Raw genomic sequence first — 13,703 nt, forward strand, 5'->3', positions numbered from 1 at the left:
CACTTTTCGGGGATGAGAGTATATTTACAGCTATTTTTTCGTTATTTACCCACATTCTTCGGCAAACTTGTCAATTTTCCCAACGAAATGGAAGCCATTATTGAAAAGCCCCAAAACACCCCTACCTTCTTTGGCCACCCCATAGGCCTGTTTGTTCTGTTTTTCACAGAGATGTGGGAGCGGTTCAGCTATTATGGTATGCGGGCCATTTTACTCCTCTTTCTGATTGATAAGGTTCGGGGAGGGCTTGGACTAAACGAAACCGAAGGGGCGGCCATTTATGGTATCTATACCGCATCGGTTTATTTACTTTCACTGCCGGGAGGATGGATTGCCGATACGTTACTTGGGCAACGAAAATCCATTTGGTATGGTGGACTAATCATTATGCTTGGGCATATCATTCTGGCGATACCGGCTGGGCCAGGACTCTTTTACACGGGCCTGTGTGTTGTGGCAATGGGGACCGGCCTGCTAAAACCTAATATCAGTAGTATTGTGGGTGAGTTGTATCCGGAAGGTGGTGCCCGTAAGGATGCTGGATTCTCCATTTTTTATATGGGTATTAATCTCGGGTCGCTGATCGGCATTTCGGTTGTTGGCTATCTGGGGCAGCGGGTTGGCTGGCATTATGGATTTGGGGCAGCCGCTGTTGCAATGGGCCTTGGTCTGATCACATTCCAAATACTGGGGCAGCGTTATCTAGGGGATCATGGCAAACAGGTAACTGCTACAACTGAGGTCGAACAGGGTTCTGGCAGTAATCGGTCATTATTGGCTTTTGTCGGCTTGTTGATTGGCGTACTACTGATTCTGCAATGGTCGGGTGTTTTAGATATGACTACAGCACCAGGTTTAGCGCAGGCGATGGGAACGATCATCTGCCTGATAGCCGTCAGTTATTTTGTGTACATTCTGGTTGCCGGTGGGCTAGATGCGGTTGAGAAAAAACGAGTAGCCGTGTTGTTTGTTTTCTTTATGGCATCGGCCTTGTTTTGGGCTGGCAATGAGCAGCAGGGGTCGTCGCTGCAAATCTTTGCTGATCGTTACACCGATCTTAACTTTTTCGGCTGGATGGTACCGTCTAGTTGGTTCCAGAATCTGAATCCAGCCTTCATTCTGACTTTTTCACCAGTTCTGGCTTCACTATGGGTTTTTCTGGCAAACCGGAAGATTGATTTTTCTGTGCCCGCCAAATTTGCGACCAGTCTACTCTTATTGGGATTGGCTTATGTCATTATGGTATTCGCATCCAGGCTAGCTTTGTCGGGGGTAAAAACATCGCCTGTTTATCTGTCATTTACGTATCTGTTTTTTACGCTGGGCGAGTTGTTTTTAAGCCCGGTGGGACTCAGTGCGTTTTCAAAGCTGGCACCCAGGCGGTATACCAGTCAACTGATGGGGCTTTGGTTTGTTGGAACTTCATTAGGCAACCTAATAGCCGGGCTGTTTGCTGGCGGATTCGACGAAAAGAATGTCCAGCAGATGCCATCGATGTTTCAAAGCGTTGCTTATTTCAGTCTTGGTTTTGGCCTGCTGCTGATGTTACTGGCAAGGCCATTAAAAAAGTGGATGGGAGGGGTTCAGTAGTAGCCTGGTTACTTGGAGGTTAGTTATGAATATAGGGCGATTGTATCATTTCAGGTCACCTTTTTTGGTAAAGGGGTGAATTTGTATTATTAGTAGTAAAAATTCTATAAATTCGTTTACGGAAAATGATTCCATAAACACGGATAGTGTAAATACACCGCTCAGTAAATAAATTGTTACTCAGAATGGCTTTTTTAATCTAAATAGGGAAATCACACGTACTTAAATTTAGATTTTATAATTAGTGTACACCAACTTGTTGTTTAACCCTAACGCATGTTTACTTCATTGACTGATGAAGAGCTACTTCGTCAATGTTTACCATCGCAGCCCAATCAATGTTTTGAGACACTTTATAATCGGTATGTTAATAAGGTTTACCGTCGTTGTTTATCAATGACAAAAGATGCCGATCAGGCTCAGGATTTTACGCATGACATTTTTATAAAGGTATTTAATAAGCTTGATGCGTTTCAGGAGCGGTCAAGTTTCTCAACATGGCTTTATTCGATTGCATTTAATTATTGCTCGGATCAATTGAGGCTGGCTAAACGGCTCCCGACAACCGCTATCGAAGAAGAGCTGGAAGAAAATAGAGCTGAATCGACAGAGACGCATCTACATGAAGAAACACTTCATATTGTGAAGCAGGCAATGGGTAAGCTTTCTCAAAAAGAAAGAGCCCTGCTTCGATTGAAGTATGAAGATGGAATGAGTATTGACGAGATTGCCCAACTGTACGATCTGAAACCGAGTGCTGTCAAAATGCGATTAAAGCGAAGTCGTGAGAAAATATATAGTCTTTGTGCACAGCACGTTTTGAACTGACGGGTTAACCTTGAAATTTTTTTTGGTTTTGTGTGACTAAATGTTTTTTGTTGCGTCAAAAAGATAATTTAATGTTACTGATATTGTAGATTAAGTTCGATGCATTGGCAGTCGGACTTTTTTGTTTATACAGCCTACCCATTTGTTGGAAAGAACAACAGATTGAACGCATTTATTATCAGACTCTGGTTGTTAGTAGGTTCCCAATCTGCCGGGCGGTTCGGATCAGGTTCTGCTCTGTATGTTTAAGAGCCGTGGGCAGATCAGTTGGGCCATTGCCGATGGCCAGTAGCATATCGAAATACTGCCCCAATCCTTCATCTTGTTCAAGAGGTATTTTTCCGGCAAGGCCAATAACAGGTACGTGTTTCGCTTTTGCCCGAAACGCAACTCCGTAAGGGCCTTTGCCATGTAAAGTCTGTTCGTCGATACTTCCTTCGCCCGTAATAACCAGATCGGCATTTGCGACGGCCTCGTTAAAATCGGTAAAATCCAGAAAGAAATCGATTCCATTGATGAGTTTGGCTTTCAGAAACGTATAAAGCCCGGCCGACACGCCCCCAGCCGCTCCACCATGCTTAACGGTTGCCATGTCGGTGCCCGTTAAGGTGTGAGCAACACTGGCCAGTGTTGCCAACCCCGCATCCAACGTTTTTACCGCTTCGGGCGTAGCGCCTTTTTGGGGGCCAAAGACAGCTGCCGAACCCTGCTCGCCCAGGAGTGTATTATCGACATCGCACAAAATCGAGATGCCGCAGTTCAGTACGCGTGGGTCCAGTGCTGAAACGTCAATCGTTGCGATTTCGGTAAAGGTCCCTGGTTCAGTAAGTTCATTCCCCGAGGTATCGAGAAAGCGGATACCCAAAGCCCGCAATATACCTGTACCACCATCGACCGTTGCCGACCCGCCGATAGCCAGCACAAGTTGCGTAACCCCTTCATCGAGTGCCCGTTTAATGAGTTCGCCTGTACCAAACGAGGTTGCCTTGAGCGGATTCAGTTCGCTGGGTTTAACCAGATGAAGCCCCGACGCGCTGGCCATTTCGATGATAGCAGTCTGGCCATTGGCAACCAGCCCGAACGAAGCGGTTATTCTGCGACCGAATGGGTCGTCGACCTCAACTGAAATTCGTTGGCCATTATGCTTTCGAATCATTAAGTCACCCGTTCCATCGCCCCCGTCGCCGATGGGGAAGCATGTACATACACACTCGAGCGTGCTTTGTCGAAATCCTTCCTGAATGGCGTGGGCAGCATCCAGCGCATTCAGGCTATGTTTAAACGCATTAGGGGCGATAAGAACGCGGGTCTGTGGCATAAGGAACAGGGAGAAAGGACAAAAGTATGTTTTTACGCGACTTGTTGGCAGGGTTACCGATACAGGCTGACCAGCATCTCAAAATCATCGACTTTCGGTACGAGGCATTCGACCCAGCCGTTGCTTTGGGTGAAGGGTAGATCGGTGCCAGCCCGCATCAGCCTTAGTTGCTTAACAGGTTTGGCTGGTTTGAAGCGGATTCGTGTCTGTTGAATGGGAATCGGTTCCCGAAGTGATGCGCCAATTTGCCCCGAGTGATTGATCAGGCCGATCCACTCAAAAGCGCCGTTTTGGTTGGCCATGTGGGTCATTTCGATGAGGGACGACGCATCGGTCTGGAGCGATCGGGAGGTTTGTAAGATGCTCTGGAGGGCGGCTGTAAATAAGGCCCGGTGCCCATGATGCCCTTTAAATTCATACTGGGTGCCCAGCCGCCAGGGAATGAAAACGGTTTTTCCCTGCCCAAACGAGTTGGCTATTAACCCCGGAGCGTTGGTAATGTCGGCGTCGGTAAAGTACGATTTTTCGGGCGGGCCAAAGCGGGTATTCGGCACTAATCGCAGGAGTGCTTTCGCCGAGCTGCCGGGCTGGCACTGGAGCAGGTCGGAATACATCATCAATAAGTCCAGGTCTTTAAATCCATCCGTTCCCAGCGTTTGTTTATCGGCCTGGCTGATGCGCAGATAGGTCGATTTGGTTTGTGGGAATAGGTCATAGTCTGGCAGAACCCCCAGCGATTTCAGTCGAATGCGTTTGAGTGGTTTACCTGTTTCGTCGTTGGTCGAGCTGAGTCCCGTAACGAGAAGTTTCCCGCCTTTCTGGACATATTCGTCGAGTTGAGCCGTAAGCTGGTCCGACATATTGGCAACATCGCCCACAATGACGGCATCATACGCCTGCAACGGCTGGGGAGCGGTTTTGCTGCCGACTGTAGCGGGTTCGATGATGTCGTACATGATGTGTTCTTCGGAGAGCAGCTTAATCATACCCCGGTATTCTTTTTCCGACCCTTTGAGCAGACCGACGTGGCTGACGGGTTTCAGGTTAGTAAATAGCTTCTCGTTTTTCTTATGAAAGCCGTAGAGGTCGTTCAGGATGGGAATGAATACCCGGTCGTCCTGGTTGACGAGTGTGCCAATGACATTGAAATCGAGGGGGGCGCCGTTGAGCATATTGCCAAGCAGCCAGACCCGGCCAATATTGGGTGAGGTAGCGGTGTGGCGGAAGGGAATGGCCAGAAAATAAATGAACACGTTACTAGGCGTTTTGTCCTTGTACGACCCCAGTACGCGCTTGACATGGTCGGTGCCGGAGTAGTTCCACTCGTAATTGTCGGTTAGCCAGGAACTGGATTCGTCCCGAATCATATCAACTCCAGCATCGGCATAGGTATTGACAACCAGATTGGGGTTGAGCGTTTTGATAAACTCGCCCGTTTTGTAGAATAACTCATCGGCGGTAGTCTTTTTGAAGGTATTGTACCGCCGGAACACCGGATCGTTCATATCGGCTTTGGTCGGAAGCGTCATGCCAGTCTCATCGTGAAACCGCTTTTTGCAATTAGTACACTGGCAAATGCCGTGATAGGTGCCGCTGTAGTCCGATGTGGTGTACCCGATCATGTTGAAGAAAATACCATCGAAAGGGTAGTTTGTAATAGCCTCTTTCAGAATCTCGAAACCATACTCCTGCTGGTAACCGCCGTTGATACAGGTATGGACCTGCCCGTTGTAATTGACGTGCTGCCCGTTGGTGCCCACATACAGCCAGTCGGGTTTCTGGGTAGCAAAGGTTTCGTTGATTTTGCTGAAATCGAACCGCCCGATGACCTTGATTCCTTTTGCATGGAGTTTGCGGACGAGGTCGCCCACCAGATCGCCCTTCATGTGCTGATTGACAAAATGATAGGTAAGTTTACTGGGGTAATTGGCGACAATGCCCCCTACATTCAGCATCACTACGGTCGCCGATGCATCGACCATCGACTGTACATACGCGTCGGTATCCATAAGGGCGTCGATTTCGCGCAGGTTGGTCTGGATCAGCCGAACCGGGCTCCGATTCCACCAGCTTCCATCGTAACTACCCGGATTAAGCTGGGTAATATCGAACGACTGGGCTTTCGATGCCGACGATCTGGCTTGCCCAAGTCCCTTACTCGTAAGCAGCGTAAAGAAGGCAAAGACCAACAGATAGGGAGTCGATTTCATAGACAAAGGAGGTTTAGGCTTGGGAAAAGGCAACAAACATCTGGGGAGCTTATTCATCCGGTGATGGATAAACTCCCTGTATGGGCGGAAATAGATTAAAACGGAACCGCTATTTATTGACTACGTTGACCGGATTGCCAGCCAGGTAGGCTTCCAGATTGGCTATGGTAATAGCCATCAGCCGGGATCGGGCTTCTTTGGTTGCCCAGGCAATGTGCGGGGTAATCAGGCAGTTTTTGGCCGTAAATAGCGGATTATCGGCAGCGGGTGGTTCAACCGACAGCACATCGATCCCTGCTCCGGCAATCACATCGTTGTTGAGTGCATCGGCCAGATCCTGATCGACAATGATTGGCCCTCGGGATGTATTGAGCAGGAACGCCGTCGGCTTCATCCGCTTCAGGTTTTCCTGATTGATCAGGCCTTTGGTTTCGGGCGTCAGCGGGCAATGGATAGTCACCACATCCGATTGCTCCAGAATTTCCGGTACCTCGGCCCAGCGGAAGTTAGGACGGTGCGACTGGTCGGTCTGGTGGCGTTTGGAGCCGAGAATGTTCATGCCAAAAGCTGTGGCAATATCCCCGACTTTTTCGCCGATACTGCCGAAGCCAATGATGCCCATCGTTTTGCCTGCCAGTTCAATAAGGGGATAATCCCAATAACACCAATCGGCCGATTTAGCCCATTTACCGTCTTTTACAGTATCGCTGTGGTGCTTGACATGCTGGGTCAGTTCGAGCAACAGGGCAAATGTCAACTGTACGACCGACTCGGTTCCGTAGCCGGGTACGTTGCTGACCAGGATGCCTTTTTGTTTGGCCACCGCCGTGTCGACAATGTTGTAGCCCGTTGCCAGTACGCCTATAAATTTCAGGTTGGGCAGCTTGTTCAGGACTTCTTCGCCCAGCGGGGCCTTGTTGGTGAAAATAACTTCGGCGTCTTTGGCCCGCTCCAGTATTTTGTCGGCTGGTGTACGGTCATAAACAGTCAATTCGCCTAATTTTTCGATACCTTCCCAGGTCAGATCGCCGGGGTTCAGGGTATATCCATCCAGTACTACAATCTTCATTTAAGGACTAATGAATAATGGTTAATGAATAATGGACAATGGTTAATGGTTAATGAATAATGGTTAATGAATAATATAGTGGACGGCCAATTATTCATTATTCATTAACCATTATTCATTAACCATTGCCCAGGCTTCGTTTAGGGTACGTTTGGCGTTGGCAATTACGACATCCGGGTCTTCATCGCCAAATGGTTTGACTTCAAAACTAAAGATTGGTGGGTTTTCCGTGTTGAGATAGCCGATGTCGAGCAGCACTTTCAGATAATGCGTTACTTCGGCTACGTCGTTTTCGCCGTTGGGGAAGCCAAAGCGGGGGTGTACATCCCCGTAAGCAGGCATGTCGGGGCTTTTGACTACACAGTTGCCAACGTGCGCATGGGTGATGTAGTCTTTTACGGGTAGCAGCGATTCTTCAATGGTTTCGTGAATGAGCGGAATGTGGCTCAAATCGACCATCAGCCCGAAATGATCGTGCGTCTTTCGCACCGCCTGTGCATACCGTAAAGCCAGATCTGCCGGTCCAATCAATGATTTTTTATCGACATCGTAATCGAACACTTCCAGCGAGATCTTCATATCGCCCTTGCTTTTGGCATAAGCGCAGATCTCATTCGTTGAATCGACCAGCAGGTCAAACGCTTTTTCTTTGTTCGCTTCGTCGTAGTTGCCACTCAGAAACGAAAAGCCTGTAGCCCCCAGTTCATACGCCTGATCGATCCCTGCTTTTACGTTAGCGAGGGCTTTTTGACGCCCTTCTTCGTTGGTATCGTTGAGGTTAAGGCCTGTCGTGAGTAACCGGGGTTGGGCAGCAAAAGCTACCTGCATATGCGAGGCTTCCAGCAGGGATTTTACGCGCTGACGGGCAACTGGATCGTTGACGGTGGTAATTTCGATAGCCGTAAAATAATCGTCGAGTACTACTTTTTTGATGGTTTCAACAATTGGTCCATCGCCTTTCATGGTTTCGGGAAACGCCATAAAATGGACCAGGCCAACCTTCATGTAGTTACAAAGCGGAGCTGTCATAAATAAATCGTGTACTGGGAACGGATAAAAGGGTGTACGGTCTCTACCAATAGAGACGAAAAAGATAACCTGTACTACTTAGTTGGCGTGAGCCGGAGTTTGTGCTTTCTTTTTAGTTGTCAGTACCGAGATGGCTAACACGGCCAGAAGAACAGCCAGACCGATGAGGTAGGTATACCCCTTCGATAAATCGGGAACCGCTGTGGCTTGAGTGCCCGCGACCTTTTCGTACGTCGGGATAATCCATTGAAATACGTAGGCTTGTCCGAGTGTGATCAGGCAGATAAAGCCCAGCATAATAAAACTGTGCTTGACCGTAAACCGGAACAGGGCCGACTCTTTACCGACCAGATCACCAGCCGCAGCGGCCACCGCAATCGACTGGGGCGAAATCATCTTACCGACCACGCCACCCGATACATTGGCCCCCACACTCACTACCGGAGGTACGCCAATCGACTCGGCAGTAGCGTACTGTAGTTTGCTGAACAGGGCGTTGGCCGAGGTATCCGACCCCGTAATAAACACACCCAGCCACCCCAGCACAGGTGCGAAAAAGGGAAACAAAACGCCCGTTTGGGCTAACGATTCTGCCAGGGTGAGGGTAATCCCGGAGTCGTTGACGATGTAGGCAAAAGCTAAGACCGAAGCGATGGTCAAAACAGGAAATCGAAGCTGATATAGCGTAGCACCAAAAACCTGTAGCCCCTGCCGGTAGGTCAGCCCAACCAGCGGAATGGCCACCAGCGAGGCAATCAGAATGGCCGTACCAGCCGCCGATAGGTAGTTGAACTTAAAGACTTTAGCCAGCAACGTACCATCCTGTCCCTGAATGGCCTTGTGTAAGCCCGGAAACTCGAACTGAAGTTGCCCGTGAGCATTGAGCACATCTTTGATCGACTGCAAACCCCAGAAAATCACCATAATGGTCAGGATCAGGAAGGGGCTCCAGGCTCGCAGTAATTGGCCCCCGGTGTAGTGAATCGAGCTATCGAAAGTAGCCGCTGGTTCGTTGGCAAATCGCCAAATGGTTTTGGGCTTCCAGAATCGCAGAAACGTCATCAGACTAATGATTGATCCCAATCCGGCAATCACATCCGGCAGGGCAGGGCCCAGATAGTTCGACGAAAACCACTGCAAAAAGGCAAACGAAACCCCGGAGACTAACACAGCGGGCATGACCTCCTGGGCTTTCCTGAATCCAGCGATAATAGTCACCAGGTAAAACGGCAGGATCACCGACAGAATAGGCAGGGTGCGACCCACCATCTGGGAAATGGGCAGTTCGGGAATGCCCGACACCTGGGAGGCAACCGTGATGGGAATACCGATGGAGCCAAAGGCTACCGGAGCGGTATTGGCAATCAGGCAGATACCCGAAGCATAGAGGGGATTGAAGCCTAATCCGACCAGCATGGCGGCTGTGATGGCGACGGGCGCTCCGAATCCAGCGGTCCCTTCCAGGAAAGCCCCGAAGGAGAAGGCGATGAGCAGGGCCTGGAGTCGTCTGTCGGAGGTGATGGAAGCCATGAAGTGTTTGATGATGTCGAACTGACCGGCTTTAACGGTGAGGTTAAAGAGGAATACGGCCATGATCACCAGCCAGCAGATGGGAAACAATCCATAGAGCGCCCCGTGGGTAGCCGACAGCAGCGCGAGTTTGATAGGCATACCATAAATCGCAATGGCAATAATCATGGCAAGAGCCGTCGCGATGAGAGCAGCCTGATAGCCCTTCATCTTTCGTATAATGAGTGCCCAGAAAATGAACAGGATAGGCAGGGCAGCTACGGCTACCGACAGCGGCAGGTTGTCAAACGGGTCTATTACTTGTTTCCAGGTCATGATTTGAAATGGTTATGTTCGTTTTGTGGTGTCGGTTTCTCAAAACCGACACCACTCACTAGGCCAGATCCAGGGCTACAATTTCATGGTCGACAATTTTAGGGATTGCCACCATGACTTTGCCCCCTTTGATCTCAAATTTAGGTTTTTGCTCACTCATCAATAGCTTCACACCCGTCACTTTTACACCTGCCGGAACGGGCACCGAAACCTGAGCCTCTATGGGAATCAATTCCCGGAAAGGCCCTTTCATCATCATTGGATTGGTCAGATTTACCAGGTGAACGGTCATCGAATTCGCCTGCCGCCATACATGGACATCGATCACGCCGGGGCCGGTTACGGTAGCAATGGGTTCCTCGTCCAGTGCCCAGTTGACCACATTGCCGAGGAGTTGACCGTGATCGACACCAAGCATTTGCCAGAACGACCGATCCAGGTCGCCGGGAATGTAGGCCACCCGGCCTTTGCCAACTTGGCGCAGGTACAGTTCGCGCGTATCGGTTTGCGGCACACGCGGGTATACGTCTTCCATCGGAAGGTCGGGGTAGGTTGGAATGAGGGTGACCGGACTGGGGAAATTGCTGGCGGTGGGTTTGACGTTGACCTTGTAGATGGCGTTAATGATACGAGGGGTATCGTCCAGCCCTTTCAGAATGAGCTGTGTCTGGCTGTCTTTGGCGCCCTGTTGCAAGTGAAGGTAGCTGTTTCGCAGCGGCCCTTCTACTTTCAGGTCGTAGGATACACCGAACAGACTCGCCAGCCCAAAATCAGGACGCTGTTTACCCTCTTCGTCGTACAACGACGTTTCGAAGGTCGCAACCACACTACCGCCTTTTTCGACAAAAGCCTGTATTTGCTGGCATTGAGTGTCCGACAGGGCGGCAATGTTCGGTAAGATCAGTAACTTGAACCGCTTGAGATCGTCGGCGGTGAGGAGTCGGTCGTTCACCATGTCGAACGGAACCCGGTTTTCTACCAGATTATGATACATCCCGTCGAGGTGATCACTACTTTTCTGCTGCCAGGGTTTACCGCCGTAGTTACGGTCGGTTTGTTCGGAGTAGACCAGCCCAACCCGCGCCATGGGAGCCGTATTGCGCAGGTATTTTTCGTGTTTGTAATACCCTTCGTATACCTTGGCGACGGCTTCCATCCAGCGTTTATCGTAGATGTCGCCCCCGAATTTTACGAAGCAGGGGCGCATCCCGTTGGCGGTACCTTCGGCTACCCAGATCCGAATTTCGGCATCGCTCTGTACCGAATCTTTCCAGCGGAATTCTTCTTCGATCCCCACACTGAAAATACCGATGAGCGGTTTCATACCCAGCGTCGAGCGCAGTTCTTTGGCCCCTTTGCCATTGGACCAGGGCGGAACTACCCCCCGGCGTGCCTGTTGATCGGCAAAGAAAAGGTCGGCCTCTTTACCCGTCATTACTTTATCGGGGAAGCCGTTCGGAATAAAGCGGGCGCTGGGTTTTACCTGCCGAATGCCTGCATCCCAGGTAGCCCAAACTTCCCGAAGCCGTTTCATGCGCCATTCGGCCCATTTGCGGTAGGTAGGGTCGAGCTTGTCGATCTTTCGGGGCAGGTCCAGGCCGGAGTAGGCTTTGAAATTCCGCTGGCAACTATCGCAGTAACAGGTGTCATGCCCATGCCAGCGATTTGAGAAAATCCCCTCAGGCTGGAATTTCTCCATGATCTCTTTATTGACCAAGGTCATGAAATCGAAGCTGTACGGCCCTAACGCACAGGTAACCCATAGGTCTGGATTCGCCCAGTGACGGCGTTTCTGGCCGTCGGCGGTTACGGCGATCCATTCGGGGTGAGCGTCGTATACGTCCTGCCGAACAGCATGGGGATCGGTACGGAGCATGATTTTCATACCCTGCTTTTTGCAGCCTTCAACCAGATAGCCCAGTGTATCCGAATTGCCCATGAAATCGCTGCGGTGGTGCAGCGGGATCTGGGTTGGGTAAAAGGCTACGATTCCACCCGCGCTGAGCAGAGCGCCATCGGCATGAATCCGTTTGAAATAGTTCAACCAGAAATCGGGGTCGTAATGGCCGGGGTCACGTTCCACAAAGGCCAGTTGGACCCAGCGCATGGGGCCATCGAGCCAGTAGGATTCGGTAGGAGCCGAGCCAGGAGTCAGTAGCGAGGGGGCTGCCAGCAACGGTGCGCCCGAAAGTGCATAAGCACCACCCAGGAGGCCACTGGTTTTTATAAAGTCTCTTCGTTCCATAAGAAAGAGTGAGCTCAGAAGCTCACATTAGGTTATCGGGTATTGAGGGGCCGGTCAGGCTGTTGATGAAAAAAATGAGTGTGGATAGTACCAACCTATTTTGTTATTCGTATCCGGGGTTCTGCGGGAAAATTGTTCGGTTGTTGATGAGCTGAATCTGACTTAATGGAATGGCAAATACCGTCATGTAGTCTTTCATGCCCAGCGATTTGAGGGTGTCGAATGCCCGGCCCGTTCTGACCAGATCGAACCAGCGAACCCCTTCAAAGGCTAACTCCAGCCGACGCTCCTGATAAATTTTCTCCCGCAGCTCATCCTTGCTCAAATTGCTGTAAGGAGCCACACCCGCCCGCGTACGAACCTGGTTGATAAAAGGCAGTGCCTGAGCGGTTTTACCGTTTTCGTTGAGGGCTTCGGCATACATCAGCAGCACATCGGCATAGCGAATGACCTTCCAGTTGGCCCGGCTGTCGTTGCCTGTGGCTACGGGCGTGATGTATTTTTTTGTGTAGCCCTGCGAGGTAGCCGAGGGAAGTTTTACCGGATTGCCGTTCTTATCGATGAAAACGTCTTTCTGGACGGTAATATCTTTACGACGGTCATCTGCTGTAAAGAGGGCAATCAGACCGGGCGATGGAGAGTTTGCTTCGGTGAGTCCGCCTTTTACGCCGTATACATCGGCCATCGCGGCTGAATTCGGGAAAAAGCGGTTGGTAAATACACTGCCTTCGCCAATCCCTTCTTCGTATTCGATGTCGAAAATGTATTCGCTGTGGTGCTCGTCTTTAGTGTACACAAACAGGTCGTTGAAGTTGGGCAGGAGGGAGTAGCCCAGTGTGGTCACTTCCTGAAGTTTGGCTTCGGCTTTTACAAAATCCTTACGAGTCATGTACACACGCCCCAGAATGGCTTTGGCGGCTCCTTTGGTTGCCCGGCCTACATCGGTCCCGGTATATTTGGTTGGCAGGGCGTTTTCGGCATCCATCAGGTCTTTGATAATGATTTCGTCGTAGATCCTGTCGGCTTTTTCTCGGGCCAGCTTGTAGGCTTCGTCGGTGGTGGCGGGTTTGGTCAGCATGGGAACGTCCCCGAAAATGCGGACCAGGTCGAAATAGGCGAAGGCGCGTAAAAATTTAGCCTCTGCCATGTGGCGGTTCTTGTTGGTAATCACGGCGGGGTCGGCACTTTCGATCCGGGTCAGGATGGTATTGGTGCGGTTAATGATGTTGTAGTAATTCCGCCAGGTGGTACGGAGCAGATCGTTGTCGCTGCTCAGAATGAAGGCATCCGAGAAATACCAGGGGTCGGTTTTGACGACTTCTTGCCGGGCATCGTCGCCCCGCATGTCGCCAAAAATCCAGAAATCCTGGTATTGCAGTTGCAAAGTGTTGTAGGCGGCCACCACTGCATCCTGATAATCTTTATCCGTTTTGTAGAGAGCATCGACGCTGACGGTCGAAACGGGCGGCACTTCAATAAAGCTTTTGCAGGAAACCATCAGCAGTGCGGTCAGTGCAAAAAGGGAAAATAAGGTTTTCATGATCGTATTTTTTTGCAGATGGACGGGGA

At 50.4% G+C, this 13,703-nt stretch carries 9 protein-coding genes; 2 read left to right on the forward strand and 7 right to left on the reverse strand.

The genetic code is table 11. The features are described from left to right. The first annotated feature begins 87 nt into the window (after positions 1-87). Complete coding sequence (locus BGO59_RS20550; protein WP_293686258.1) at positions 88-1,590, forward strand: peptide MFS transporter; 1,503 nt, start codon at positions 88-90, stop codon at positions 1,588-1,590. A 276-nt stretch (positions 1,591-1,866) separates the two neighbouring features. Continuing rightward, a complete protein-coding gene (locus BGO59_RS20555) occupies positions 1,867-2,418 on the forward strand; it encodes a sigma-70 family RNA polymerase sigma factor (protein WP_293686260.1) in 552 nt (183 codons plus the stop codon). Between the two features lie 178 nt (positions 2,419-2,596). On the opposite strand, the gene BGO59_RS20560 is transcribed toward BGO59_RS20555, so the two are convergent. From BGO59_RS20560 to BGO59_RS20590, 7 genes are all read right to left on the reverse strand, one after another. Beyond that, positions 2,597-3,736 (reverse strand): glycerate kinase, encoded by a 1,140-nt coding sequence (locus tag BGO59_RS20560; RefSeq protein WP_293686262.1) that lies wholly within the window; start codon positions 3,734-3,736, stop codon positions 2,597-2,599. A 53-nt stretch (positions 3,737-3,789) separates the two neighbouring features. Continuing rightward, a complete protein-coding gene (locus tag BGO59_RS20565; RefSeq protein WP_293686264.1) occupies positions 3,790-5,946 on the reverse strand; it encodes a hypothetical protein in 2,157 nt (718 codons plus the stop codon). Between the two features lie 109 nt (positions 5,947-6,055). Beyond that, positions 6,056-7,015 (reverse strand): D-2-hydroxyacid dehydrogenase, encoded by a 960-nt coding sequence (locus BGO59_RS20570; RefSeq protein ID WP_293686266.1) that lies wholly within the window; start codon positions 7,013-7,015, stop codon positions 6,056-6,058. Positions 7,016-7,126: 111 nt separating this feature from the next. Then, positions 7,127-8,044: a TIM barrel protein gene (locus BGO59_RS20575; RefSeq protein WP_293686268.1), complete on the reverse strand. Its 918-nt coding sequence runs from the start codon at positions 8,042-8,044 to the stop codon at positions 7,127-7,129. Between the two features lie 78 nt (positions 8,045-8,122). Beyond that, entirely contained in the window at positions 8,123-9,889 is a 1,767-nt protein-coding gene (locus BGO59_RS20580; protein ID WP_293686270.1) for an L-lactate permease, read from the reverse strand. A 58-nt stretch (positions 9,890-9,947) separates the two neighbouring features. Then, positions 9,948-12,134 (reverse strand): alpha-amylase family protein, encoded by a 2,187-nt coding sequence (locus BGO59_RS20585; protein WP_293686272.1) that lies wholly within the window; start codon positions 12,132-12,134, stop codon positions 9,948-9,950. Positions 12,135-12,237: 103 nt separating this feature from the next. After that, positions 12,238-13,674 (reverse strand): RagB/SusD family nutrient uptake outer membrane protein, encoded by a 1,437-nt coding sequence (locus BGO59_RS20590; RefSeq protein ID WP_293686274.1) that lies wholly within the window; start codon positions 13,672-13,674, stop codon positions 12,238-12,240. Positions 13,675-13,703 lie beyond the last annotated feature (29 nt).

It is taken from the genome of Spirosoma sp. 48-14, from assembly GCF_001898575.1.
Lineage (GTDB): Bacteria > Bacteroidota > Bacteroidia > Cytophagales > Spirosomataceae > Spirosoma.

Coding starts and splice junctions, on each gene's coding strand:
- BGO59_RS20555 (WP_293686260.1), top strand. CDS start 1,867: ATGTTTACTTCATTGACTGATGAAGAGCTACTTCGTCAATGTTTACCA.
- BGO59_RS20570 (WP_293686266.1), bottom strand. CDS start 7,015: ATGAAGATTGTAGTACTGGATGGATATACCCTGAACCCCGGCGATCTG.
- BGO59_RS20575 (WP_293686268.1), bottom strand. CDS start 8,044: ATGACAGCTCCGCTTTGTAACTACATGAAGGTTGGCCTGGTCCATTTT.
- BGO59_RS20580 (WP_293686270.1), bottom strand. CDS start 9,889: ATGACCTGGAAACAAGTAATAGACCCGTTTGACAACCTGCCGCTGTCG.
- BGO59_RS20585 (WP_293686272.1), bottom strand. CDS start 12,134: ATGGAACGAAGAGACTTTATAAAAACCAGTGGCCTCCTGGGTGGTGCT.
- BGO59_RS20560 (WP_293686262.1), bottom strand. CDS start 3,736: ATGCCACAGACCCGCGTTCTTATCGCCCCTAATGCGTTTAAACATAGC.
- BGO59_RS20565 (WP_293686264.1), bottom strand. CDS start 5,946: ATGAAATCGACTCCCTATCTGTTGGTCTTTGCCTTCTTTACGCTGCTT.
- BGO59_RS20550 (WP_293686258.1), top strand. CDS start 88: ATGGAAGCCATTATTGAAAAGCCCCAAAACACCCCTACCTTCTTTGGC.
- BGO59_RS20590 (WP_293686274.1), bottom strand. CDS start 13,674: ATGAAAACCTTATTTTCCCTTTTTGCACTGACCGCACTGCTGATGGTT.